Genomic DNA, 25,051 nt, shown 5'->3' on the forward strand with positions numbered 1-25,051 from the left:
TCATACCAATCCGGGACAGAATCTCGTAAAAATTAGTAAATTAGCGACACAAAAATTATTTTATAAAATGAAAAGACTATTTCTACTATTCACTTTCTTGCTGGGCTTTGCTCAGATGAGGGCGGATGAGGGGATGTGGCTGCTAATGCTCATCAAAAGACTTAACGGTGTTGATATGCAAAAAGAGGGTCTACATCTTACGCCTGAAGAAATTTATTCCGTGAACAATTCAAGCTTAAAAGATGCTATCGTAAGTTTCGGTGGTTTCTGTACAGGTGAAATTGTTTCGGATAAAGGACTTATATTTACCAACCACCACTGTGGTTACGGTGCTGTTGCTGCGGCTTCTACACCGGAAAAAGATTATTTGAAGAACGGTTTCTGGGCAATGAAACAGAAAGACGAATTCAATGCAAAGGATCTTTATGTAAGATTTTTAGTGAGAATGGATGATGCTACACAAAGAATCAATTCTAAACTAAACAACAATATGACCGGAGCAGAGAGAAAAGCTGTTATTGATGCTGAAACTAAAGCCATCCAGACAGAAAACTCTGAAAACGGGAAATATACTGTTGTAGTAAAAGATTTCTTCAACGGAAATGAATTCTACTATTTCGTATACCAGGATTATAAAGATATCAGATTGGTAGGTGCTCCGCCTTCATCATTAGGAAAATTCGGAGGAGACACAGATAACTGGGAATGGCCAAGACACACTGCAGACTTCACCGTTTTCAGAGTATATGCTGATGCTGCAGGTAACCCTGCTGAATATTCTCCAAGCAATACTCCTTTGAAACCTAAGCATTTCCTTCCGGTTTCTCTTAAAGGAATTAAGCCTGGTGATTTCTCAATGATCTTAGGTTATCCTGGAAGAACGAACCGTTATCTGACTTCTTACGGAATTCAGCAGATGGTAACTAAAGATTACCCGGCATGGGTGGAAGCTTCTAAGCTGGCTATGGATGTCATGAAAAAGTACATGGACAAGGATAAAGCAACTCAGCTTAACTATGCTTCTCAATATGCTTCTGTAGCCAACTACTGGAAAAACAGACAAGGGACTATCGATGCAGTAGAGAAAAACGGAACTATTGCTGATAAACAAAAAACTGAAGACATTTTCAGACAATGGTCTATTAAGTCTGGAAATGAAGCTTATGATGGTATTCTGGAAGATATTGCAATGTACTATAAGCAGGTTTCTGAGAGAAATGTTGAAAGAAACTATGCTACTCAGTTTTCAAGAAATGCAAAATATATTACCCTTGCATTACAGCTAGGATCTGCTCTTAAAACATATGCTGCTCAGGACATGCAGGGAAGATTAGCGATGAAAGCTAAAACTGAAGCGGCAATCAAAGCGGCTTATGAAAACTTCAACCCGTCTTTGGAAGGAGAAATGCTTTCTTCTATGGTAAACCTATACCAGATGAGAGTTACTAATAAAGAAATTGCTTCTGCTACCATTTTAGGATTAGATGCTAAAACAATTTCTAACCTGGCCTACTCTTCTATCTTCGCCAACAAAACTTCTGCAACGAATTTCTTATTGCACCCTGATGCCTTGAAGCTTGATGCTGATCCGCTTTGGAAAGCGGCCAACGGGATTGTTGCTGATCAAAAAATGAGTACCGAAAGATATGCTAACGTAGACGACAATTTTGCAAAAAAGAATCGTATGTTCTTAGCTGGTTTAATGAAAGCTATGCCTGAAAAGAAATTCTACCCGGACGCAAACTCTACTATGAGATTAACTTACGGTACAGTAGATAAATTACCTATCAGAAATGACAGAAACTATTTCGGAATTACTGATAATTATTATACAGATATGACTGGTCTTGTTGGAAAATACAAGAAAGGGGATGAAGAATTTGATCTTCCTCAAAGAGTGATTGATCTTTACAACCTTAAAGATTTCGGTCAGTATGCTGATGCTGCAGGTTATATGCCTGTAAACTTCCTTTCTAACAACGATATTACAGGCGGTAACTCTGGTTCTCCGGTAATTGATGGAGACGGAAATCTTATTGGTATCGCTTTCGACGGAAACAGCGAAGCATTAAGCGGTGATATCGTATTCGAGCCTGAATGGCAGAAAACGATCAATGTAGACGTTCGTTTTGTTCTTTGGACAATCGATAAGTTTGCTGGAGCCAGAAGATTAGTGGATGAATTGAAGCTTGTAAGAGATGAAAACACTCCGGCTGACACAAAAACTAAAAACTCAGGTACTACAACAACACCTAAGAAAGTTAAAAAGTAATCTTAACTGATATATTTTGAAACCGTGAAAGTAAATTTCACGGTTTTTTCATTTTTGACACTTAAAAACATTTCATGATTCCTGAAGCTATTATCCAACAAAACGAGGAAATACAACAATGTTATCATTTACATGATCTTCCAAATTATATTTTTCAAGCAAAAATTTACTTTCTTTCACTTTCCGAGAACAAAAAGTTATCAGGTCATACCTATAAATTAGTTCCTGACAATTGGAACATGAGCTGCAGAATCGGTGGATAAATGCCCTGATAAGCGTGGGTCAGGATGGACTTCAACTTTTACAGCATAGGGTTTAAATCCATTCCTTAAATAAAATTTCAGTGCATCGGGATGATCAAAACTGCAGGTATGCAGCCACATACGTTCAATTCCGGAAGACCATGCAATCTGAAGGGCCTTATTCATCAAAATACGTCCCAACCCGTTACCCGTTACACTTGAATCAAGACCCAGGAATACAAGCTCACAGGTATGCTTCTCACTAAAATCAAGCTCAAGCAATCCTATTTCAACTCCGTTTTGCTTTACTACAAAAATTTTTGTGCTCTCCCTGTTAAGAATATCATATAACTCTTCATCAGATATAATAAGGCGGGAAAACCACAGCCAATCAGCGCCGATTTTACGGAATAACTCCCTGTATGCGCTGAGATCAGGATTCTTTAATAAGTCAAGAGAGATACCTTCCGGCATTAAAAGATCGGAAAGGACTGGTCTTTTTGTCATTTCCAGACAAGTTACAATGCTTGCTATATGGCCTGGTTCAACATTTGAAAGACCAAGCGGAAGGGTGTATGATTTTGAATTCATTTTAAACTGTTTTATATGATTGATATATTAATGTGAGAAAGCGGATTAAAAGTATTATTCAGGCTATTCTAAATCGATTTTTCTGAATTTTATTTCCAATAGTACAGTAGCTGCTAAAATGAGACTGCCCCCTACCACCAATCGCAAGGAAAAGCCTTCATTCATAATAAAAAATGATGCGATGGCTGCAAAAACGGGTTCAAATAAATAGATTAAAGCTACCTTCTCTGCACTGATATAGTTTTGTGAGATATTGGAAACAGAATACACGTAGGCAGTGGAAAAAAGACCACAATAAATGATACCCAGCCAAAATTCATTTTTTACTGGGAACCAGTTTGCTGTACTATCAAATAGTGAAATGACAAGCATTATAAAGGCAACCGTCCAAAACATAGGAATAAGTGAAGACACGATATTTCTTTCCCTGGCCAAATATTCCACTTTAATTAAGTAAAAGGCAAATCCCAGCGTACCGGTTAAAACATAGAGATTAGCTGTACTAAATGTAATTTCTTTTGTTATTGAAATTACAAACAGTCCTGATAATGCTACAAACCCAGCCAGCCAAGTTTTTAAATCTATTTTTGTTTTGTACAATACAAGTTTCAAGAGCGGAACAAGGACAACGCTCATCCCCGCTATAAATGAACACTCTGAGGCAGAGGTATGTTTTACCAGCCCCAACGTTTGAAAATGAATACCAAATGCCAGAGGAAGAGCTAAGGTAACCCCTGCTTTAACAGATGAAAGACTTATACTTCTTAAGTTTTTAAAGAATATTAATGTTATAGCAAGGGCGGCTACAGCAAAACGATAAAACAGAAACGTTGATTGCGAAAAACTACCGATTGAAAATTTAGTAACCGGAAATGAGATTCCCCAGAACGCAACGCCCAGAATCAGCAGAAGTATAAAAGTATTTTTTTTGCTCATAATATTAGAATTTTAATAAAATGTAATGAGTTGATTCATTCATTTAAATCATTAAATTTGTTTGATTTATGGATTTACATCAGTTTAAATATTTCTTAGCCTTATCAAAAGAATTGCATTTTTGGAATACAGCTTCAAAAATGCACATCACGCAGTCTGCACTGAGCCGTCAAATCCAGTCTTTGGAAAATGAGCTCGGATTACAACTTTTCTACAGGGATAAGCGGAATGTCAAATTAACACCTGCAGGAAAATTTTTACAGGAAAAATGGGAAATAGAATTAAATCATTTAAATTCTTTACACCAGCTTGCTAAGCAGATTCATCTGGGTGAAAGTGGTTCCATAAGATTAGCTTACCCTGATTCCATCTCCTCTTCTGTACTTCCTGAATTCATTAAAAAAATAGTTCATCTTTATCCTAAACTTAAAGTTGAATTACTTCAGTTGACCACAGAGAATGAAGAGGAATACCTTAAAAACTATAAGGTTGATATTGTGTTTACACGGGATTTAACCTCATCTCCTACTATTAACCACAAGAAACTTAATCATGAAAACCTTTCATTTGTAGTTCCTGACCATCATGTTTTCAGATCTTTAGAGGATATAACAGAACAATCTCTGAAAAAAGAAAAATTAATTCTTACAACACAAGATCATAATAGCAGTTATAATGATATTGTTAAAGAAATTATTACGTCTTATAATATGCAACCAGACTCTTCCATACAATGCGAGTTTGGCTCAACAGTGATTTCTCTTATAAAAAATGGTTTGGGCATTTCGATTTTACCCTACTCCTACAGCTTACATCAATATGTGGGAATACGATTTATTCCACTCCCTTTTGTCACCGCACTTTATATCAACTGGCGAAACGATGATCCTAATCCGATTCTCAAAAATATACTCAATCTGATCTAATCCTTAATTAAGGACATACCATCTCAATATGAAGTATTCCATCTTCTTCGTATAGATCTCCTTCTTTTTTAAAACCTAATGATGTATAAAATTCACACAGATAGCTTTGTGCACTGATACGAATTGGGGATTTAGTAAAAAACTTTCCGCAGCCATCAATTGATTTTCGCACCAACGCTCTTCCCAGACCCAATCTCCTGTATGACAATCCAATAACAATTCTCCCAATGGATGCATCATCATAAGAAACTCCCGGAGGAATAAGTCTGGTATACCCCGCAATATCACCATTAACTATGCACATGAGATGATAACTCTCCAAATCTTTATTATCAATATCCTGATATACACAATTCTGTTCAACGATGAAGACCTGATTTCTAAGTTTCAATATTTGATATAGCTCCATAGAATTCAGTTCTTGAAAAGATTTAATTACATGCTTTACTTCCATATTACTGACTGGTAAAAATTATAGGGGCAAAATTAACCCAACTTGTAATACCGAAAAATGCTGTTTTTTGATAAACTAATTCGATTTTAGCATTAAACGAGGTGAAAATACCTCTAAAAAATCTGATCTGTTTTGAAACCATGAAATTTGCTTTCGCAGTTTTTTATTTTTGATGTGTAGAAACATTTATTTGATGCAATGAGCTACACACAAAGGAATACATCCGCTGGATAGAAGAAGCTAAGAAACCTGAAACTATGGAAAACAGAAAAAATAAAAATGATCCAGACGATTCTGGATGGGAAAAAGGGAAATAAATCACCCTTATTTTTCACTCTTAAAAGCTGTACAACAAAAAAATTGAATCAAGAAAATATTATTTTGTCAGGATCTCAAAAAGTAGCCGACTATAGTTACAGATATCAATTTATAACTATAAAAAAAATTACTTTTATGAACAGGTTTATTTTCAGAACATCATTTTTAGCAGCAGCAACTGTAGCCGCATTTACTCTTTCTTCATGCCGTGATTCGGATGACGACATGATGATGAATTCCTCTTTCCAAAGAACCATTACTTTTGAAAATGTGGTAACTCCGAAAGATTTTGTAGAAAGCGGAAGTTTTCAGGGAACAGGAACTCCTCCCATTATTTTACCGGGACAATCTGTTTCTGTAAAATTCAGTGCAGGAAAAGCACAGGCTTTAATGTTCGCAACGATGTACGGAGCTTCAAAAGATTGGTTTTTTGCCTCCCAACAGCCGGGTATCAAATTGTTTGACAACAATGGAAACGCTATTACCGGTGATGTTTCTTCAAGTGTCCGATTATGGGACAACGGTACAAAAGATGATACAACAGGACAGGTAGAAAGCAAACCAATTATGCAGGTTTCTGGTGTCAATGCATCTCAGCTTATGAAACTCAACCTCGCTTACAATGATGTAAAATCAGAGTTTACCCTCACTATTACCAATACCTCTGGTGGAACTGCCAATGAAACTCCTTTTTCTCCCGGTGTATGGGCAGTTTCCAATTATAATGGATCTCAGCTTCTAAACAATGCTCCGTTCTTTACTCCGAACGCTTTATCAAATCCGGAAATCACAGATATTGCTCAAATGGGAAATATCAGTAAAATGATGACAAAACTAAATGCCAATACAGGAATTATGACGGGTCTTTCTCCTGCCCTGGTAGTTGTTTACCATGGTGATAAAAATCCAATTTACGAATTGGGTAAATTAGACAATGGTATGGGTCTGAAAGATATTGCACAGTTTGGAAATGCAGCCAAGCTTCAAAACAGTTTAAAATCTTTACCTAATGTAAAAGGGGTATATATTGCCGGAAATGCTCCTGTAGCTCCGGGAAGTAAGGTTACAACAAATTTTAATGCTGAGCCAGGTGATAAAATTGCCTATGCAACAATGTTTGGTTTTTCCAATGACTGGTTCTATGCCAATGAACAAAATATTGATGCCAATACCACGGGAGATCTTAGTTTGAAAACTTCATTATTTGATTCCGGAACGGGTATTGATCAATATCCGGGTGCTGGAAATCATCAGGCTTTGTTTGGGGGAACTCCACAAAGTGAAAATATGATTATTTCAAAAGTGGGAACCCAATATCCTGTTCCTGCTGTACAGAATGTGATTAAAGTAACTGTTAATTAATCTTCAGATAAAGAAAAGGTCAGACAATACTGTTTGACCTTTTTCAATTATTCAATACTATTTATATTCATGACATTCGAAAGGAAGGAAGAAGCATAAAATATACTTTTCGGCACTTGGATATATTTTTATTCTGTATTTAAAAATTTGATTTTTATAATTTAATATTTTAAGTAATCCGGCAATCAAATTTAACATAATAATTTAAATTACACGTTACATGGTTGCTCAGTTTATCCTGGTTAAACTTATAAAAGACAGCGTTATATTTATTTTAAAATCAACTAAATAACAACAAAATCAGCCATTCCAAAACTCACGGTCTAAACTTCTGTACTGTATGGCTTCGGAAATATGATGAGACAGGATATTTTCAGATCCTTCAAGATCCGCTATCGTTCTGGCGACTTTAAGGATTCTATCATAAGCTCTTGCCGAAAGATTAAGTTTCTCCATAGCTAATTTGATGAGACTGAAGGAAGTTTCATCCAGTTCACAATATGCCTCAATTTCTTTAGGCCCTATTTGGGCATTACTGCTGATATTGAGATTCTCATATCTTTTATTCTGAATATCTCTTGCTTTGAGAACGCGGTCTCTGATTTCTTTACTTTTTTCTCCTTTTCTTTTTTCGGAAAGCTGTTCAAATTCTACTTTCTGCACTTCGATATGGATGTCTATTCTATCTAAAAGCGGCCCTGAGAGTTTGCTCATGTACCGTTGCATTTCGTAAACAGATGATGTATTATTAGGATCATCGGGGAAAAAACCGCTTGGGCTTGGGTTCATAGAAGCAACCAACATAAAACTTGCCGGATAGTTGACCGTAAACCGGGCTCTTGAAATCGTTACTTCACGATCTTCCAAAGGCTGTCTCATTACTTCGAGTACTGTTCTTTTAAATTCCGGCATTTCGTCCAGAAACAGAACTCCGTTATGAGCAAGAGAGATTTCTCCAGGTTGCGGGTAACTTCCTCCTCCTACGAGAGCAACATCAGTTGTTTTACTAAATGTAGGGGTATATTAATAAACACATAACTTATTGTGAAACAGAACAATAAATCAAAAGCATTAAAATAATTTTAACATTTTTTGTCATTCCAAAATCGCTCACTAAAATTGCTAAATGAAGACAAAGAAAAACAAAGAAATGCTAAAAAACGAGGAACAATTTTATTTCAAAAATAAAGGTTGGAAAAGTAATCAACAATTATTCTCTGTTAAACCTAAAAAAAGAAGCTATGCAGGATAATTTGAGAGTTTATTTTAAAGACAAAATACATTTTGAAAGTCTAATTAAGAAAAATAGAAAATTTAATTGTACTATTGACAGTGAGGATCTAAAAAACGATAACCCAGATGCCCCTTATTATCCGATTAAAGGAAAAATTGGATCATTAGTGTATGTCATAAACCCTCAAAGTGCTTATATTGAAAATTCTATACATAAATATCATAATTTAATTACTTCAGGGAAAGAATATAATTATAATGATTTTTCTTATTGTGATCTGGTGCAAACATTAGATGAATTATTAAATGAGTTTCCTGAATATGATTTCTTAGATACTAAAATTACATCATTGGAATTTGGGTTCAATCTTGCAGTGGATATAAATGTAAAGGATCTGATTGAAAAAAATGTTTTATTATATAATTTTAAACCTCATTACGTTTTTGAAGGTAACAAAAATTTTGTGCTTAAAAAATTTAAATCAGGAAATCATATCTTTAAAATTTATGATAAAGGCAGACAAAATAAGTTAGATTATGAACTATTAAGAATCGAATTGAAATATAACACTAAGGAGCTAAAAAAATTAGGTATAATTAATTTTTTTGATTTATACGACCCTCATAAAAACTTGGGGCTATTTAATGATTTTATGAAAAAATTTGAAGATCTTATTATTATTGATGATAGATTTACTGAGGGACTCTCTCAAGAAGAAATTGCAAATCTTGGCAATAAATTGGAATATTCATATTGGAAAAGAAAAGATTTTTCAGAATCTACTAAAAGTAGACATAAAAAGAAATTGTTGAAGTTTATTGAAGATAAAAAAATGGATAAGAAATTTATATATATAAAAAATATGATTATTCAGAAATTTAACCAGTTATTTGAAGATTGTAATAAATCTTACCCTGTATCTATAAGTTATTAAAACTAAAAATGAAGGGTTTTACTATAGTGATATGGATAGTAAAACCCTTCATATATCATGTTAAATGTTAAACATATATTGATTTATTCAATTTAGACAGTTGGTAAGTTAAGTTTCTCAAAAAGGACTTTATTTCTGTTCTTAGAATCTCTTATCAATTTATCAAAACTGATTATTTCTACATATAAATAATAATTCCTATTGTAATTAAAATAACCATCATTATCAGGCAGAACAGTGAAGTTTTGATCCTCCGCAAATTTTCTCATATTAGGTGTTAAGTCACAAACTATATATGCATATATCGGCGTTTTATCCTTAATATCAAAGGGTCTTCCATCCTTATCCAATACCTTATTATTAATAATTTCCCTAACATAAGTATTTATCTGGTTTATTGGATTTTCACTATCTGTATAATCATTCCTCATTGGTCTTTTAAACTCCACGATAATTATTGATGAATATGGTTTTTCATCGTCAGTTAGCAAGTGAGCCTTGTTAAAAATTAATAAATCCGTTTCCTTAGTAGATTTTGATTCGGTACGTTCATTTGATTTAAAGGTCTTATCAGATGCTAAATAATCGTGAAAAGACAATTTATCATCAATCACCCATAAATTGTGTTCATCAAGGGAAATTTCATCCGAGGTTTTACGAAGTGGAAATATTAAGTTATGTATAACTTCTTCAGTAGAATATTTATTTTCTTTTTTTCTTAAATTTAGTTCAAGTAGATCCAAAATATGTTTTCTATGTAAAATATATTCTGAAAGTTTAGCATTCCCAACATCCAAAATTTTTTCATACAAACCATCATTCATTTTATCCTCTTTATTTTCAATACCTTGTAGCTCAACTTTCGTTTCATTTAAAACCTCTAATTCAAGTTTTTGTTGAATTTTAAATAATTCTACTTCAAGTTTTGAATCATCATTTGAATTAGATATTTTGAGAATATCATTGGGCTTATATTTCAATAAATGTCTATATCTTGGATGAGAAGTAACAAAGGTTCTAACCCTATTAAATTTTTTCTCGGAAAACTCAACCAAATGATCTTTGAAATGTTCTCTAATGATTTCTGCTACTCCATCTTTTAGGTCTTGAAATGTCACAGCTTCTTCAAACATACTTTCTTCATTATCAAAAATAATTGCTGTTCTTTCTTCATTCACCCTCCCATTTTCGTCAAAATAATCTCCAGACACATATATGCTTATTGAAAATTTTTGTCCAATTTCATCAACAAAATAATCAGGAATTTCAGGAATTGTATCTGAAATCGGGTAATTTATAACTTCTCTTTTATGTGCAAGTAAATGTACTTTATTATCTGTTTTTGTGTTATATAATTTAACGATATCAAGATCAAACTTGTTTGTATTAATAGTAAATGGTTTTCCTTCAACTGCTTTATTTATATACATTGAAAAATAATCATTTACCACAATAGGTTTATTTACATCTTTTAAAACAATTGTAGGACAATTAGAATCTAAAAAAAATGAAAAACAATGTTCTATAATTTTAAATGCAATATCTTCGGAATTATTGTTACACCATCTTCTGTAATTTTCTTTTAAGTTTTTTAAAATTACAATTGTTGACCAAAAATCTTCTTTACTTTCGATTTCAATTAAAGATTCCTTTTCAATTCCCTTTTTAGTTGGTACAAAATTAAATGTTCTCTTTTTAAATACTTCCCCTTCTTTAAATTGACTTTCAATTATTGCCTTTTCAAAAGCTCGTAGCCAAGTAATACGTCCTATTCCCTTTCCTCCTCTTTTTTCAAATTTATATGATGAGTGAGCAAAATTGAAAGAATCATAATTTTCTTCATTAAATCCAATGCCATTATCCTTTATATGAAAATCAATAATAGGCGGTAATTTTTGTAAATCATCATAAGGGAACTCTTCTTGACTTAGCCTTATTAAATCAATTTCAATTAGCCCTTTCTCACTTAATTTTGCATCTTCAATTGCATGTATTGAATTAACTATTGCCTCATATAAAGGCAGTAGGACATTATTATGAGCAAGTTTTTTTTCTCTTACTTTTCCAGCAATATCAATTTGCATAATATTAGTTTTTTATTAAATCAGATGTTTCAAAGATACTAAATTGATGTTCTGAAATTAAAACATATTTTCTCTATAAACAACCTGACAGTTATTAGTTATGTAATCTTGTATCTTCATATCTTGATCGTTCGGTTTTCAAAGATACCAACCAATCTAAATACATTTCTTCTGGCATACTGCGATAACCTATTTTGTGAATATGGGTATATTCTTTATTCATTATATCAAACAGTTCTTTAGCCTTTGAATTACTTAATGTAGCCTGAATATCTTTTGTATTCTGCTCTTTCATCAGTTTTTGGAATTGCTTTGTATGGGTTTCTGCCTGTAACAATAGGGCATTTGCCAAATAAGGATAAATTTGTATTGCTCTTTCAGCACATTTTAAAGCAAAACTTCCGTCATTCCCTGGATAATTTCTATTATATGCATTAGCTAAATCAACCAATAGCAGAGCAAGACTTTCTTTATTATTTAAGGCTTTCATAAATACACCATTTTTAATGGCATCCAAATGAATGAATCCAGAGGCAGATAACCACGCATCAATTGGAAAAATACCACTTGTAAGTTCTGTATTGTACCATCCAATAGATTTAATGTTATGCTTGATGTAAACGTGGTTCGGTGCAAGTGCCAAATTGGCATCTACTCCCAATTCTTCTGCCAAAATCTTGTAAAGGTATGGCATTGAGTTACAATTACCTTTTTGTGTATTTAATAATTTTGATACAAACAGATTAGACAGTTCTGTATGTCCGAATACGTCCACAAAATCATAAGCGAATGGTTTATATTTTAAGGTATCATTCTTCATAATTACTGGGGTTGCTTCACACATTACTGTATAAATAGCTGCATATTTATTTACTTTGGCTTCATCCTTATCAGTATAAGTTAGTTTTCTATTTTTCAACAAAAGATTACAGAAATGTTTTAAGAACTTAATCTTATTGTTTAACTCAACTGTATCATATTTCCCCTGATAGTAAGCATTTTCAACAGCAAAAACCCCTTCTTTGAAACTATATTTCTGCTTATCATTAAGCATATTATCTATGGTTTGGTAAGCATCAGAATAGAATTGGTTGTCTTGAGCTTTTGAAAAAATCCCGATAAAAAAAATACTGATTAATATTATTTTATGCATGATACAGAATTAAGATTTTTTATTAAATGGGAAAAGTTTTCTCTTATAAAGTCGAAAAGGGATTTCCAAAAAAATAATATATCCAGCCAAATAAAAAGAAAGATTCATAATAGGATTGACAATCCAATATTTATTAACAACATTAATACGGATATAGGATGATAATTCTAGCCCTAAAAATATGTCATAATATATTTTTTCAGCCATTTTCTCTGACAAAAACATTGGAGAAAAATTTAAAATACATATTGCTACAGCATATAACAACAGTATTACAGAAAAAATACTTTTTTCTATTAGCAAAGAAATGATTAAAATAATTGCCATTATATTAGTAATATCAATAAAAAATTTATCAATAGATATATTTACATAGCTATGGGCAATAAACTGTAAAAAAAGTAATATAATAAATAAATACCTGATAAATTTAAAAATTTTCATAACGCAAGTGATGTTATTTAGTTTTAGTTTTATTCCAATAGCCTACACTTTGTCCGTATTGCTTTTTCAGAGCAGATGTTTGTTCTATTTTAGGATTGACAAATAAACCATTTTTTGAAAATGTATATTCTGTCCCATTTTTAGAAGTACCAAGATAGGTAGCAGCATGATTTAAACCTTCCTCACTATCCTTACCGTTTCCGTTGAAGGTAATTACTGTTTTACCAAAAATTTTCTTATCAGCCTTGTCAAAACCCGCTTTTAAAAAACTTTGAAATTCGGTTGGAGATAATTCATAAGAAAAATGGTCATCTTTTAAACCTTCACCACTTGCATTTCTAAAAGCACAAGCAAAACAATTATAATTTTTATCAGATAACCAACTTCCATTATAATCTCCAGAGTTCATAATAGCATCTGTGATTGCAGCATTGATGGGAGCAGCAATACTCTCAGGAACATCAATAGATGTTTCTCCACTTTTTTGCATACCAGCAAATAACTTATCAGCTTGTTTCTGGTCTATATTCAATGTTTTAGCAAGTGTTTCGGCAGTATCCCCCTTTTCCATTTGTAAAGCCAAATGTCCTCCTGTTAATTGACCACTTTTATTTTTATCAAATTCTATGGTAGGTATCCATTTAGATTCTCTTCCGTCTGGATCTATTGCATTAATAGGGTTATTGTACGCATAATGGTAAGGTGACCAACTTGAAAATTCTTCACTTAAAGGATCGGGAGACATCCAACGTCCGTGAGTATCACCAATAGGCTGTGCATCAGGATCAGATAAATCCACTTCCCTTACTTCAATAATATTTCCTCTTTTAGTATTGTATCGGACAGAGCCTATAACCACAATACTGTCCGTATCGTGAAATTCCAGATATTTCCCTTTGCTGAGTGTAGCAATCTTTGGATAAACTCCATACTTTGCAAAAGGATTCCCAATAGCAATATTCTTTCTACGTCTTTCTGCTTCCTGTGGTGTCAATGAATCTTTTGTCTTTAGTACCTCATCCATATACGGACGGCTTCGTTCTTCTTTTGTCAGCTTGACAGGATTTACCCATTTCTTTTCTGTTTTGGGATTTTGTGTAATTTGAGTTTTTTTCTTGACCTGTGACTGTATAAAGCCTGTTATTACTACAAAAGCAATCACTAATATTTTTTTCATAGTCATTTGGTTACTTGTTAAAGTTATTTATTAATTTTTTATAATCAATCATTTGTGTTATAATTTACTCGGATCAATCGGAATATATCTCGGTTTTTGTTCCTGCTTTTTCTTTTCCTGTGCTTTTTTGACAGCTTCTTGTTCCTGTTTCTCCTTTTGTTTTTGAAGTTGATACAATCGCATTTTTTCTGCGAGTGCTTCACTTTCCCGTTTGTTCTTTTCTGTTTTCAGACTTCCGAGCCATGATTCATAAGCTGATGCAGGCATTTCGGCATATCCTAAATTATCAATATTGTTAAACTGTTCGTTGGTTTGATTTAGCTGTTCAATTGCCTTTGGAAAATAGCCGATTCTCTGTAAATCTCTTTTGTCTTCGGGATTAATACCTAATTGCTTCATCACATAGGCAAATCTTACCTGACTGATATTTGCCTTTTCCATGTTCGGTGCTATTCCGTTCGGGTAAAGCTCCAATGCTTTGTCAATAACTTTGTTTACAAATTCATCATACCCAAACTTGCTTACATATCCTCTCGCCAAATCAAAATAAGCCATTCCCAACAATTCCTTTTTGGTAAGGTTTTCCAAATAAATTTTATTTTGCAAGGCCTCTGATTTGATATATCCTGATTCCAAAAACGCATTATCAGTAGGAAACATCCCATTGGTAAGTTCCATATTTCTCATGGTTCCTTCATCATCCATAAAACGGACATAGGAATGATTAGGAGCTAAAGACAAATAGGCTTCTGTTCCCATTGCTTCTGCCAATATCAGATAGTACAGAGGCATGGAATGGCATTGTCCCGAGCCTGTTTTAAGGAGTTTGGAAACAAACATTTTGGAATAGTCTTTTTGCCCCATATAGTCCTTAAAATCATATTCAAAGGCTTTGTGAGTTGTGCCGTTCAATTTCATATCCTTAGAGAAATACTCGAAAATCATCAGGTTTTTGGAAACATTACTTTCTGTGTCCTGTTTCCGTTCTTTCATTTTCTGCAACAGTTGTTTTGCTGTTCTTTGTATTCCTGATTTAAATTGTTGTAAATTCTGCTTGTTATCATAAAAAGCATTCTCAACAGTGAAATTGACATCAGCTAATGAGTAATTGTCGGAATCCATTGCAGAAAGTTTATCAAAGGCATCATAATATGACCCAGTTCCTGCTTTTCCTGAAAGTGAAGGCAAATCATAAGGTATATTCCTGCCATTGTTTATCCATTCACGGAATTGCATTTCCTTAACTTCTGCCATATCCTTATCTATCTCACGCAAAAAAGCATCATTTTGTGATCTTCTTTGCGTTTCATAGGTATTATGTTGCCCGATTGAGTTTGAGGATTTTTGATATGCACTCGACATTGAAGGGGCATAATTTCTTTGGGAACTTCTGCCATTTGTCGGACTGCCATAATTATTACTGGAATAATTACCCAAACCACTTGCTTGTGGAGTAGGAAAGTTCGGGATTTGACCGAAACTCACAATACCTAAACAGAATAAGGGAAAAACTTGTAGTTTTTTCATCATGAATATTAATTTTTTGACTTGATTTGTGTTTCCTGCAATTTACAAATTTTCAATGAAGGGTGAAAATAGCAATCTGTTTACATTTTTGACAAATGTACTTAGGGGTCACGTCAAAACTTGACGTGTTTTATTTTAAAATCTGATTTTTTAATAATTCCTCTAATGGATTTTGAGGTTTGCTCGTAATGACAGTTTTTAAATTTCTTTCAGACAGTTCAGCAAACTCGATTGTCTTTAGTATTGAGAATGCAACATCTTTTAATCCTAACTTTCGGAGTGCTATCCGAATTTCCTTGTCAGTAGGAAACAGACTGTCATTTTGTTTTAAATGGATTTTGTGATTTTTCATATTGGATTTTAATTCTTTTTAGGGTTTATATTTTCCATTTTTAATAGAAGACTTTGCAAACTCAAATTACTTGAATTGTTCTCCTCTGTATAGGCTTTATTAAGTTGATAAAAAACATTGTTAATAACCTTTTCTGTAAGGCTTTCTTCAATCATATAACCTTTTGCAAATTTTTCTTTTATCTTCAAAGTTTTTATGAAATAATGATTAAGCATGTTTTCATAAATAAACTTCAAATCATCACTGTTTTTGTATTTGATTGCTTTTATATCTTCTTTTAAATAGTTGGAGATTGTATGATTAAGATCTGAGATTAATTTATTCACATACTTATCTCTGATATGACTTAAATCACTATATACAGGCTGTTGAGGGTAAGTTTTTCTAATAATGTGAAATGCTTCACTAATAATAGCCTGTATTCTGATTTTAGAAATTTGGATAGTTGTTGAAAGTTCATTAATTGATTTATTCCAATATTTTTCGTAATCTGAAATGAGTTCAAAAGTAGATTTATAGCTCTTTTTACCTATAAAAATTTCCTCCAGATCTGCCACGAGACACTTTTCAACCATTTGAATGATTGTCTCTTTTAACTGTAACTCTGCGTTATTCATTACTTTGCTACATCAAAAGGATTTTCCCCTGCACCCATAAAAACACTGCCCATACGTTTATATTTCATTGGCTTTCCTGCAACGCAAACGGAATACATTCCATTTCCTTTCTGTTCAGAAATTCTTAAAAAGATCACATCTTTCTCGTTACAGTCATTTTCTACTGCAATATGTTTTCTTAAATCCTCAATAGTGGCATCGGCTCGTTTTAACCAAGACTGAATTTTTTTGTCTGGTTTGGGTTCCTGATAATTGGAAGGCAAATCACATTCTTTGACAGTTTGTTTTTGATTTTCTGTTTGTTGTGCAAAAGTCATTGCTGAAACAATTATCACAACTGCTGTTAAAAACTTTTTCATGATATTATTATTGTTTAGTTAAATAAAATGCACCCACTGTCGAAGCATAAGGATAATTTACCCACTCAATTGTGGTAGAATTGACCTTTTTGAATTTGTATTCAGCATTGGCTGAACCTGATTTTATGGTAAATTCATAAACAGTTTCAGAAATGTTTTCGGGAACACTTGAAGAAGCTCCTAAACTTGCACCTTGCTGTAATATGGATTTATAGCTAGTTTCGATGCTCCCTGCAATGGTATAAAAATCATCATTGGTAAATTTATACAGTGCCGTACCGTCTTTCTGCCATTTCCCTTGAATCCACGTTGGAGGATGAAAATACTGTGTTGCTACTGGATTGTTTGTTGTTTGTGTGTTTTCATCATCGTGATTTGAACAACCAATGAATAATAATGCTGTAAAAACTGTGAATAATAGTTTTTTCATAAGATGAACTTTAAATTCACCCGAGCCTGATGTGATATTGTTATTTGGTATAATAGAAAAAGGACGTAGGCTCGTAACTCTTATTTACCAATAGAGGCTCTGGTAAGCCATAAGGAATAAATAAGCGAAACCCACGCCCATAGATATACAGGACGTGAGCGTTCAACTTACTATTCTACTCCTTATTTTGAATTTACCAGATTCCTATTGGCAGAATAATTATTAACGCTTTTTCGTTTTCGATAAAATTTGAATTACAAAGATATTAATTTTTGTAATCTGTGCTTAATAAGCAAAAATTGTTCCTAAACTGAAAGTGATTTTGGGTTTATTATTCATTAATTATCTTCTAACTCTTTAAGCATTCTTGTATAATTATCATAATGTTCATTAATTATTGTAAACATCGTATCCATGTGCCAAAGATTGACAAAAAGAAAAGTTGAATTATTAAATCCCCCAAAAAATCTCTCATAAATTCTCTGTGCTAATGCTAATAGCTCATTAATTTCCGACAGGCTTTCAACTTCTATTTTGTCTTTTTTATCAGGGTCTAAATGGGCATAATAGGAATCTCTTCTTGCTTTTATTTTTTCAATCAATTTTTCTGCATCGGAAATTTCTTTCCTTGCAACTATAATTTCTTTTTTTATATCTGCTTTATTCTTGAATAAATAATCATATTCTCCATTACTGCCACTTTCAAAAGTTTCTGTATTTTTCTTTAATAAATCTTTCAATTCTTTATCATAATCATTGTTTTCAAGTTTATTTAAAAACTTTTTAAAACTTCTTTTTTCTTCCTGAATGAAAAGTTTTGATAAGGTTAATACTGAATATGAATAGCATAATGAAACATAATGCCCTAAAAAAGGATTTAAAAACTTTATTTTTTCTGGATTATCTTTATTTTGCTCAATAATTGTTTCAACATTTGTTGTACAAATTACTAAATCCAAAATCATGTTTCTAAATGATTCAAAGAAACTATCCATTTCATTTTTTGTAATACAATCTCTCATGATAAGTAGATATTTATTTTGGTGGGACAAATGTCAGCCTTATCAATCAACATGTTAGCTATTGGTTTGATGAAACTTTATTTGACAGTTTGTTTTGCAACATTTATAATTGTCTTCTGAAAGAAAAACTTAATAAATGTTAATTATTTAGAAATAAAATGTCCTGAATTTCCATTCAGCATTAAGACACTCAAAATATTTGTGCTTATGACCCTTACAAAATGATTCTCCCTATCATCTGGAATGAATTGCATATTTTTTAGATAGCCTAATTGTCCCTCTCTACCTTTATAGCCAACAACATAAATTTTTGTAGTAGAAAGATTAAAAAATTCCAAATCAATTGAAGGCTCAGAACTTACAATAACCTTGAAAACTGCTTCTGAATATTCTTTACTTCCTAAATTTTCAATAGTGTCAATTTCTTCATTGTTGAGCGAAGTAATTATTCCTTTAATAATATATTCTTCTAAATGTAATTCAAATGTTTTATTAGTTTCTTCCATTTTTTTAATTTTCTTAGCAATTTACAAATTTGTATCTACTTATAAATAGTTGAATTGAGGCATTTGAATAAGCAATTATCAAAAAAACTTTTCTTTATTTGGTGAAAAAATACATTGGTGAATCTCCTCCTACAAATTATCCCCTCTAAATAGCTCTCAAAAAATCAAATAATCCTTTATAGTAGAGTTTACGACAATTTAATACCAAAAAATATAATGAGTGTACGGACATGACCTACTACCTCCAATCAGCACCCCTCCAAAGTTCCTTTTTAGGTAGCCCCCCATCAACTGTCAAATCTTTTCTCAAAAGTAGATTTTGTTTTATTTGGTTTTTGTGGATCTGTTTTTATTTCCACTTACTCTTTTTTAATCATGATATTCTTTTAGACTGTTGGTTTTATGGTTGGATTTTATGACAGTTTTTGTTTGTGGCGGTTTGTGCTTAAAAATATTTTTAAAACTTTAATTTTAAAGTTAAAATCTCTGTCAATTGGCATGAATATTGACTTTATAAATGTGACAAATATAGATTATACTCTAAATGAGATACAATTTTTTTCGATTAAATTAATTAAATAGGATTTCAAGCCTGTATCAAACATGACTATGTCAGATTTATTACACTTTTATAGTCATTCATAAAATTAGATAATAAAAAAGCCTTGAAGTGTTGGAGCACGACAAGGCAAAATGTTAATAAATGTTCAACCGTTAAATTAAAACTTATCAACATGGCAAATTTACAAAATTGTCTTCAAAACTGTAGTATCTATGTCGCTACATACAGAAAGTACAACGAAGGAAGCATCTTTGGAGAATGGTTAACCCTCTCGGATTATTCGGATTACAATGAGCTTTACGAAGCTATGAAAGAACTTCATAGAGACGAAGAGGATCCAGAGTATATGTTTCAAGATTATGAATTTCCTAATTTTTTTATCACTCAAGGTTATATTAGTGAGTGCCATATTTCAAATGAGATATATGAGATAGCAGAAAAAATCAATAATTCAGCACTGGATTTTGAAATTATTGAGGCTTATATTGATTGTAGGGGGAGTTATTTTCAAGATATAGAGGATTTTTTACATGAGGTTTCAGACTCTTATTATGGCGAATATAATTCCGATGAAAATTTTGCACAGGAAATATTAGAGCAAGAAGGCAGTATTCCCGAAAACTTACCCACATACATTTACATTGACTGGGCTTCTACAGCAAAACATATAATGTATGATTATTCCGAATCAAATGGATATTATTTCAGAAATTAAAATTAACCTTGCGCCCTGTAAATCAGGGTGCTTTATACCTTTACTATAAAATGAAAGCAAGATATATAAGAGTTTCCACAGCCAACCAAAAAACAGAAAGACAATTACAGAAAAGTTATCCCGATGAAAAGCTATACATTGATATTATTAGCGGAGCAATTCCATTTAAGGAAAGAGAAAAAGGAAAAGAACTAATAAAAGATATTGAGAAAAAAAACATAGATTATATTAGTGTTCATTCCATTGACAGACTTGGCAGAAATTTATTTGATATTTTAGATACCTTAGAGCTTCTTAATAACAAACAAATTACTTTGAAGGTAGATAACCTCGGAATTGAAAGTTTAGTCAAAAACAAGCCTAATTCTGCCTTTAAATTAATTATCTCTGTTATGGCTAATATTGCAGAAATGGAAAGAGAAACATTGCTTGAAAGGCAAAGGGAAGGTATAAAGATTGCTGTTGCTAAAGGTGTTTATAAAGGTAGGCTTAAAGGTTCTGTTGAAACCAATGACCAAGTTTTAGAAAAATACAAGGATGTTGTCAAATTTTTAAACAAAGGGCAATCCCTCCGAAACACAGCTAAACTATGTAATGTTAGTTTAGGGACTGTTCAGAAGGTGAAAAAAGTGCTTGGTTCTTAAACCATTTTTTAACCCAATCAGCTAGAGGTTTATTTTTATATATTTTATATTCTTTGCAAAAGAAAGCATAAGATTCTTTTTCTTTAGCAACTGATAATGTACTTAATCCTGAATCTTTGCATAGTAATTCAGGATTTTTACTATAAAATTCAATTATTTTTTCTGAAGTCCAATCTTTGATGTTTCCATAAGGATATATAGAGTTACTAATAATTTGTAAATTTTCTCCCTTTTGAATAAAAGGAGGTAAAACAAATTTTTCCTCAGATGGTATAAGGATAATTTTTTCCATAATTGGATTCTCAATAATGTTTATGATGTTTTCTGATTTACTATTAAAATATTTTGAAAATAAAAGTTCATTATCTGTAATGGAATAAAGTAAATCTTTTTTTCTAAAGAATAAATAATGTTCTTCTTCTAACTTGATTTTAAATTTTATAATCAAAGAATATACATCTTGATTTTTTTCAGAAGAAAAAACTTTTATATTCTGGATGTATTTATTAACTATTTCTTTTTGTTCTAAAAATGAAAGCGAATCTGTAAATTGCTCAAATTCTTCAACATAATTGTTTATTAACTTGTCACTATTAGCTACATTACTTAGTTGTAATTCATAATCTTTCAATAAAATATTAGCATCTTTTATTTCTGAATCAATGCTATTTTTTTGCTTTTTTATTTCTTCTTCATTTAATAACCCCTTTGACACAGCAATAATTAAGTTATCTTTCTGCTGTTGCAAATTTGACAATTGTTTTCTTACTTTCAAAATATTATCTGAAATGGATTCTTTATTATCTCTTTTCATTAAAATATCTTTCTGTAAAAGACTTATCAAATCAGAACCTTTAAAAAATCTCGACCAAACTATTCCTTCAATTTTATCAATATTGATACTCCTATTACCGCAACTTTCTCCTTTATACCTTTTTGATGAGCATTGATAAGCATGGTCTTTTTTGTTCTCTCTACTTCTTCCAACCATATTCCTTCCACACTTTCCACAACGGATTAATCCTTTTAGTAAATATCTATAATTGACCTTTTTTCCAGTATTATTAGAGTTGCTAGTAAGGTTTTCATTTACTTTATCCCAAAATTCCTCTGGAATTATAATTGGAGCTTCAAAAATTTCATCTTTCCATTTTCTTTGTCCTTTATATATGGTATTTTTTAAAATGTTTCTTATTGTATTCCCTCTCCATTTTGCATCTATTTTCTTTAATTCTTTAATCTCCCCAGTGTATTTATTTTTTGTTGTATATACACCTTTTCCAATTTTATTATATGATGTTGGAATATTCTCATCATTTAAAATATTTGCTATATTATCTGTTCCCTTTCCATCTAATGACAAACTAAATATTTTGTGAATAATTGCTTGTTCTTGTTCATCAATAACCAAAAAGCCTTCAGAATCTTTTTTATATCCGTAGGGTGGTATAGCATGGACTTTACCCGCCTCTATATTTCTCTTTAATACACTTTTAATCTTTCTGCTACCATTTTTGATGTAGAAATTGTTCATTAAAGAAAGCATGTGTGACTGTAGATAATTTTCATCACTATCAAAATCAAATTCTCCAGTAGTATTAAAGAAAAGTTTAATTTTTTTACTTTGAAATAAATTGTAAAGTTTCGCCCAAACATCCTTATGCCTTTCTAATCTTGATTGATCGAAAGAAAAAACATGAGTTATTTTATTATCGAATACATCTTCAACTAATTTTGATAACCCTGGACGATTGTCTATATCAAGAGCTCCAGAATAACCTTCATCGATATATATGGTGTAACTAATGCCTAATTTACTAGCTAAAGTTTTTCCCAATTCAACTTGGTCATTAATTGACCTATCTTTACCTTCTTCTTTCTCTCTTGATATTCTTGCGTAAATACCTAACATACAATTAATTTTACACAAATATACAATATGGTTACATTCTATACAATAACATCGGAAATAGTATGATGTGGAGACCTGAAGGGACGAACCGTCATTAATGATGTTTCAGTTCCTATTTTCCCGGTTACGGAATGAATTTTGGTTGTTTCCAAAGCTTCCTTCAATGTCAAAGGAGGTAAAATACTGGGTACTCTTTTGGCCAGCATTGTTTTTCCGCTTCCGGGCGGCCCGATCAAGATAATATTATGTCCGCCTGCTGCTGCCACTTCCATCGCTCTTTTGGCTGTTTCCTGACCTTTAACTTCGGAGAAATCAAAAGGAAAATCGTTGATCTTTTCATGAAATTCTTTTCTGGTATCCAGTGTCATTTTTTCAAGTGCTTTTCCCTCGTTAAAAAAATCAATAACTTCTCTGATATTTTCTATTCCATATACTTCAAGATCGTTTACAATAGCTGCTTCTCTGGCATTTTGTTTTGGAAGAATAATTCCTTTAAAGCCTTCTTCTCTGGCTTGGATGGCAATGGGCAAAACACCTTTAATGGGCTGTAGGCTTCCATCCAGAGAAAGTTCTCCCATAATAATATAACTCTCAATTTCTTCTGCCAGAATCTGATCTGAAGCAGCCAAGATCCCGATTGCAATACTAAGGTCATAGGCAGAACCTTCTTTTCTAAGATCTGCGGGAGCCATATTAATAGTAATTTTCTTTCCGGGAATTTTAAATCCTACATTCTTCAGGGCTGCAGAAATTCTGTAGCTGCTTTCCTTAATAGCATTATCAGGAAGACCTACGAGGTGGTATCCTACTCCTCCGGTATCTACATTCACTTCAATAGTAATGGTCTGTGCAGCCACTCCATGAATGGCACTTCCATAAATTTTGATCAGCATGGTGTGTTTTTGGAGTAAAAGTAATGAATATACTATTTTGAAATTCTGATGTTTATGTTAATGAAATTCTAGTCAGACAGAAATATTAAAAAAGAAATTCAAAAATTTTCAGAATAAAAAAACCGGTACAAATTACTTTGTACCGACTCAACCATTATTAAAAACTAACGAAAAAGATTATGCCGTCTGAATTACTGAAAAATCAAGTGTAAGTCAGGAAGCCGGATGCCGGAAAGAGGAAATTCCTTTTTGGGGGTAATTATGACCGTCATTAGATTAACAAGGATGAAATGCATCTATGATCGTAAAGTATTAAAATAAATCACTTCAGTTCTTCTTCAATACAAGGAACATCCCTCCTCAGACATCCCATCTTCCTTCCCACAATCAATTTTTAACCTCTTCAGACTTTATAATCCTATTATTTTTTTATAAATCTGTTTTTATATTCAATTCCATCTGTGCTCTTAGAAACAATGATATAATTCCCCGGTACCAGACCGCTTACATCAATCGCCTGATTATATCTGTGATCTACTTTCTTAAGGACAAGTTTTCCGGACATATCAATGATGATAACTTCCTTATAGATTTTATCCGATTCTTTCCCAATATAAAGATGCTGTGCAGTAGGATTAGGATAAATTTTCAGAGTATTATCTTTCATTTTTGTCTCTCCTGTTCCCAAATTGCTGCAGAACTCCCAATCTCCGAAATTCAGTTCTACAAATGCAAACGGATCTAACATCTCACACTGATCCGGACAATATTCCGTACAGGCATAAAATCCGTATTTCCCTGAACTTGTTGCAACATAGGTATCTCCTACTACTCCCGGGATAATACAAGGATCTCCCATCGCCGGCGGATTACTGCCTGGCACACATCTGAACCAGGTATGTTTACCATATACAACAGGAAAAATATTATCAAACTGTACAGAAGCTCCGTTGCAGACGTTCACTGTTCCTCCATTTTCCTGATACGTACCCGGTGTATAAGTAGTCATCATCGCCGGCAGCCCATATACAAAGCCATCTGCAAACGCTGCAGGACTTTCTGCTGTACAGTCACCTTCAGAAACGACTACTTTAAAATAATTCAGCTGATCACTACCACTAATGATTAATTGCTGTGAAGCAGCTCCCGGAATGGCGACCCATGGGTTGTTATTGGGTGTCTGCCAGGTCCATTCCTGTTTGTACCACTGATAAGTTGCATAAGTCTGTGTAGTGGAAAGAATTTCATCTTCCGTATTACAGAATAAAATCGTTCCGGGATATTTTTGCCCAAGTCTCGCACTGGTAATTGTAGGAGTACATTGTGCTTTTATATTCAAAATACCGAATAGTAAAACCACTAAAAAAGTTAGTTTTGTTTTCATA

At 32.4% G+C, this 25,051-nt stretch carries 23 protein-coding genes and 2 pseudogenes; 7 read left to right on the forward strand and 18 right to left on the reverse strand.

Features of this window, described 5'->3' with window-relative positions; all coding sequences use genetic code 11:
• The first annotated feature begins 67 nt into the window (after positions 1–67).
• Entirely contained in the window at positions 68–2,272 is a 2,205-nt protein-coding gene (locus EK417_RS09310) for a S46 family peptidase (protein ID WP_110366593.1), read from the forward strand.
• A gap of 218 nt (positions 2,273–2,490) precedes the next feature.
• Here EK417_RS09310 and EK417_RS09315 read toward each other — a convergent pair whose 3' ends face one another.
• Complete coding sequence (locus EK417_RS09315) at positions 2,491–3,105, reverse strand: GNAT family N-acetyltransferase (RefSeq protein ID WP_076596501.1); 615 nt, start codon at positions 3,103–3,105, stop codon at positions 2,491–2,493.
• Between the two features lie 63 nt (positions 3,106–3,168).
• Positions 3,169–4,041 carry a DMT family transporter gene (locus tag EK417_RS09320; protein ID WP_136522018.1) on the reverse strand — a complete coding sequence of 291 codons (873 nt, stop codon included), beginning with the start codon at positions 4,039–4,041 and terminating at the stop codon, positions 3,169–3,171.
• Positions 4,042–4,109: 68 nt separating this feature from the next.
• Here EK417_RS09320 and EK417_RS09325 point away from each other — a divergent pair, with 68 nt between their 5' ends.
• Positions 4,110–4,967 (forward strand): LysR family transcriptional regulator, encoded by an 858-nt coding sequence (locus EK417_RS09325; RefSeq protein WP_136522019.1) that lies wholly within the window; start codon positions 4,110–4,112, stop codon positions 4,965–4,967.
• Between the two features lie 7 nt (positions 4,968–4,974).
• Here the strand turns inward: EK417_RS09325 and EK417_RS09330 are convergent, their stop codons facing one another.
• On the reverse strand, positions 4,975–5,376 hold the full coding sequence (locus EK417_RS09330) for a GNAT family N-acetyltransferase (protein ID WP_228402570.1): 402 nt from the start codon (positions 5,374–5,376) through the stop codon (positions 4,975–4,977).
• A 498-nt stretch (positions 5,377–5,874) separates the two neighbouring features.
• Between EK417_RS09330 and EK417_RS09335 the strand changes: the two genes are divergently transcribed.
• Positions 5,875–7,101: a spondin domain-containing protein gene (locus EK417_RS09335; RefSeq protein ID WP_110368453.1), complete on the forward strand. Its 1,227-nt coding sequence runs from the start codon at positions 5,875–5,877 to the stop codon at positions 7,099–7,101.
• A gap of 300 nt (positions 7,102–7,401) precedes the next feature.
• Here the strand turns inward: EK417_RS09335 and EK417_RS09340 are convergent.
• A pseudogene (locus tag EK417_RS09340) lies at positions 7,402–8,100 on the reverse strand (YifB family Mg chelatase-like AAA ATPase); the annotation flags it as partial.
• Positions 8,101–8,227: 127 nt separating this feature from the next.
• On the opposite strand from EK417_RS09340, the gene EK417_RS21535 reads away from it, so the two are divergent.
• Both EK417_RS21535 and EK417_RS09345 read left to right on the forward strand, forming a co-directional pair.
• Positions 8,228–8,353 (forward strand): hypothetical protein, encoded by a 126-nt coding sequence (locus EK417_RS21535; protein ID WP_262709819.1) that lies wholly within the window; start codon positions 8,228–8,230, stop codon positions 8,351–8,353.
• Positions 8,343–9,269: a hypothetical protein gene (locus EK417_RS09345; RefSeq protein ID WP_136522020.1), complete on the forward strand. Its 927-nt coding sequence runs from the start codon at positions 8,343–8,345 to the stop codon at positions 9,267–9,269. The genes EK417_RS21535 and EK417_RS09345 overlap by 11 nt, the downstream gene beginning before the upstream one ends.
• Before the next feature lie 92 nt (positions 9,270–9,361).
• Here EK417_RS09345 and EK417_RS09350 read toward each other — a convergent pair whose 3' ends face one another.
• The 11 genes from EK417_RS09350 to EK417_RS09400 form a co-directional block, all read right to left on the reverse strand.
• Complete coding sequence (locus tag EK417_RS09350) at positions 9,362–11,353, reverse strand: hypothetical protein (RefSeq protein WP_136522021.1); 1,992 nt, start codon at positions 11,351–11,353, stop codon at positions 9,362–9,364.
• Positions 11,354–11,447: 94 nt separating this feature from the next.
• Positions 11,448–12,506 (reverse strand): hypothetical protein, encoded by a 1,059-nt coding sequence (locus EK417_RS09355; protein WP_136522022.1) that lies wholly within the window; start codon positions 12,504–12,506, stop codon positions 11,448–11,450.
• A 9-nt stretch (positions 12,507–12,515) separates the two neighbouring features.
• Positions 12,516–12,950, reverse strand: coding sequence for a hypothetical protein (locus EK417_RS09360; RefSeq protein ID WP_136522023.1), 435 nt, complete (start codon positions 12,948–12,950; stop codon positions 12,516–12,518).
• Positions 12,951–12,963: 13 nt separating this feature from the next.
• Positions 12,964–14,127, reverse strand: coding sequence for an RHS repeat domain-containing protein (locus tag EK417_RS21315; protein WP_181446075.1), 1,164 nt, complete (start codon positions 14,125–14,127; stop codon positions 12,964–12,966).
• Positions 14,128–14,184: 57 nt separating this feature from the next.
• Positions 14,185–15,657, reverse strand: coding sequence for a hypothetical protein (locus EK417_RS09370; protein WP_136522024.1), 1,473 nt, complete (start codon positions 15,655–15,657; stop codon positions 14,185–14,187).
• A 127-nt stretch (positions 15,658–15,784) separates the two neighbouring features.
• The gene (locus EK417_RS09375) at positions 15,785–16,006 is read right to left on the reverse strand and encodes a hypothetical protein (protein WP_136522025.1); all 222 of its coding nucleotides are present in this window, start codon (positions 16,004–16,006) and stop codon (positions 15,785–15,787) included.
• Between the two features lie 8 nt (positions 16,007–16,014).
• Complete coding sequence (locus EK417_RS09380) at positions 16,015–16,623, reverse strand: hypothetical protein (protein ID WP_136522026.1); 609 nt, start codon at positions 16,621–16,623, stop codon at positions 16,015–16,017.
• Complete coding sequence (locus EK417_RS09385; RefSeq protein WP_136522027.1) at positions 16,623–16,982, reverse strand: hypothetical protein; 360 nt, start codon at positions 16,980–16,982, stop codon at positions 16,623–16,625. The genes EK417_RS09380 and EK417_RS09385 overlap by 1 nt, the downstream gene beginning before the upstream one ends.
• A 7-nt stretch (positions 16,983–16,989) precedes the next feature.
• Positions 16,990–17,412 (reverse strand): hypothetical protein, encoded by a 423-nt coding sequence (locus EK417_RS09390; RefSeq protein ID WP_136522028.1) that lies wholly within the window; start codon positions 17,410–17,412, stop codon positions 16,990–16,992.
• 338 nt (positions 17,413–17,750) lie between these two features.
• Entirely contained in the window at positions 17,751–18,434 is a 684-nt protein-coding gene (locus EK417_RS09395; protein WP_136522029.1) for an AbiU2 domain-containing protein, read from the reverse strand.
• 143 nt (positions 18,435–18,577) lie between these two features.
• Entirely contained in the window at positions 18,578–18,940 is a 363-nt protein-coding gene (locus EK417_RS09400) for a hypothetical protein (RefSeq protein WP_136522030.1), read from the reverse strand.
• A 734-nt stretch (positions 18,941–19,674) separates the two neighbouring features.
• Between EK417_RS09400 and EK417_RS09405 the strand changes: the two genes are divergently transcribed.
• Entirely contained in the window at positions 19,675–20,217 is a 543-nt protein-coding gene (locus tag EK417_RS09405; protein ID WP_136522031.1) for an antirestriction protein ArdA, read from the forward strand.
• A gap of 50 nt (positions 20,218–20,267) precedes the next feature.
• The gene (locus EK417_RS09410; protein ID WP_136522032.1) at positions 20,268–20,861 is read left to right on the forward strand and encodes a recombinase family protein; all 594 of its coding nucleotides are present in this window, start codon (positions 20,268–20,270) and stop codon (positions 20,859–20,861) included.
• On the opposite strand, the gene EK417_RS09415 is transcribed toward EK417_RS09410, so the two are convergent.
• The 3 genes and pseudogenes from EK417_RS09415 to EK417_RS09425 all read right to left on the reverse strand — a co-directional run bounded on the left by EK417_RS09415 (position 20,815) and on the right by EK417_RS09425 (position 25,050).
• Positions 20,815–22,773, reverse strand: a complete 1,959-nt coding sequence (locus EK417_RS09415) for a recombinase family protein (RefSeq protein WP_136522033.1) — start codon at positions 22,771–22,773, stop codon at positions 20,815–20,817. The two genes, EK417_RS09410 and EK417_RS09415, sit on opposite strands and share 47 nt — an antisense overlap.
• Positions 22,774–22,820: 47 nt before the next feature.
• Positions 22,821–23,666 (reverse strand): annotated as a pseudogene (locus EK417_RS09420) (YifB family Mg chelatase-like AAA ATPase); the annotation flags it as partial.
• A 421-nt stretch (positions 23,667–24,087) separates the two neighbouring features.
• On the reverse strand, positions 24,088–25,050 hold the full coding sequence (locus EK417_RS09425; RefSeq protein WP_136522035.1) for a T9SS type A sorting domain-containing protein: 963 nt from the start codon (positions 25,048–25,050) through the stop codon (positions 24,088–24,090).
• Between the last annotated feature and the right edge of the window lies 1 nt (position 25,051).

This window comes from Chryseobacterium candidae (assembly GCF_004916905.1).
Lineage (GTDB): Bacteria > Bacteroidota > Bacteroidia > Flavobacteriales > Weeksellaceae > Chryseobacterium > Chryseobacterium candidae.

Excerpts from the sequence above, each read along its gene's own strand:
- EK417_RS09310 (WP_110366593.1), top strand. The coding sequence starts at position 68 with ATGAAAAGACTATTTCTACTATTCACTTTCTTGCTGGGCTTTGCTCAG.
- EK417_RS09315 (WP_076596501.1), bottom strand. The coding sequence starts at position 3,105 with ATGAATTCAAAATCATACACCCTTCCGCTTGGTCTTTCAAATGTTGAA.
- EK417_RS09320 (WP_136522018.1), bottom strand. The coding sequence starts at position 4,041 with ATGAGCAAAAAAAATACTTTTATACTTCTGCTGATTCTGGGCGTTGCG.
- EK417_RS09325 (WP_136522019.1), top strand. The coding sequence starts at position 4,110 with ATGGATTTACATCAGTTTAAATATTTCTTAGCCTTATCAAAAGAATTG.
- EK417_RS09330 (WP_228402570.1), bottom strand. The coding sequence starts at position 5,376 with ATGGAGCTATATCAAATATTGAAACTTAGAAATCAGGTCTTCATCGTT.
- EK417_RS09335 (WP_110368453.1), top strand. The coding sequence starts at position 5,875 with ATGAACAGGTTTATTTTCAGAACATCATTTTTAGCAGCAGCAACTGTA.
- EK417_RS21535 (WP_262709819.1), top strand. The coding sequence starts at position 8,228 with ATGAAGACAAAGAAAAACAAAGAAATGCTAAAAAACGAGGAACAATTT.
- EK417_RS09345 (WP_136522020.1), top strand. The coding sequence starts at position 8,343 with ATGCAGGATAATTTGAGAGTTTATTTTAAAGACAAAATACATTTTGAA.
- EK417_RS09350 (WP_136522021.1), bottom strand. The coding sequence starts at position 11,353 with ATGCAAATTGATATTGCTGGAAAAGTAAGAGAAAAAAAACTTGCTCAT.
- EK417_RS09355 (WP_136522022.1), bottom strand. The coding sequence starts at position 12,506 with ATGCATAAAATAATATTAATCAGTATTTTTTTTATCGGGATTTTTTCA.
- EK417_RS09360 (WP_136522023.1), bottom strand. The coding sequence starts at position 12,950 with ATGAAAATTTTTAAATTTATCAGGTATTTATTTATTATATTACTTTTT.
- EK417_RS21315 (WP_181446075.1), bottom strand. The coding sequence starts at position 14,127 with ATGAAAAAAATATTAGTGATTGCTTTTGTAGTAATAACAGGCTTTATA.
- EK417_RS09370 (WP_136522024.1), bottom strand. The coding sequence starts at position 15,657 with ATGATGAAAAAACTACAAGTTTTTCCCTTATTCTGTTTAGGTATTGTG.
- EK417_RS09375 (WP_136522025.1), bottom strand. The coding sequence starts at position 16,006 with ATGAAAAATCACAAAATCCATTTAAAACAAAATGACAGTCTGTTTCCT.
- EK417_RS09380 (WP_136522026.1), bottom strand. The coding sequence starts at position 16,623 with ATGAATAACGCAGAGTTACAGTTAAAAGAGACAATCATTCAAATGGTT.
- EK417_RS09385 (WP_136522027.1), bottom strand. The coding sequence starts at position 16,982 with ATGAAAAAGTTTTTAACAGCAGTTGTGATAATTGTTTCAGCAATGACT.
- EK417_RS09390 (WP_136522028.1), bottom strand. The coding sequence starts at position 17,412 with ATGAAAAAACTATTATTCACAGTTTTTACAGCATTATTATTCATTGGT.
- EK417_RS09395 (WP_136522029.1), bottom strand. The coding sequence starts at position 18,434 with ATGAGAGATTGTATTACAAAAAATGAAATGGATAGTTTCTTTGAATCA.
- EK417_RS09400 (WP_136522030.1), bottom strand. The coding sequence starts at position 18,940 with ATGGAAGAAACTAATAAAACATTTGAATTACATTTAGAAGAATATATT.
- EK417_RS09405 (WP_136522031.1), top strand. The coding sequence starts at position 19,675 with ATGGCAAATTTACAAAATTGTCTTCAAAACTGTAGTATCTATGTCGCT.
- EK417_RS09410 (WP_136522032.1), top strand. The coding sequence starts at position 20,268 with ATGAAAGCAAGATATATAAGAGTTTCCACAGCCAACCAAAAAACAGAA.
- EK417_RS09415 (WP_136522033.1), bottom strand. The coding sequence starts at position 22,773 with ATGTTAGGTATTTACGCAAGAATATCAAGAGAGAAAGAAGAAGGTAAA.
- EK417_RS09425 (WP_136522035.1), bottom strand. The coding sequence starts at position 25,050 with ATGAAAACAAAACTAACTTTTTTAGTGGTTTTACTATTCGGTATTTTG.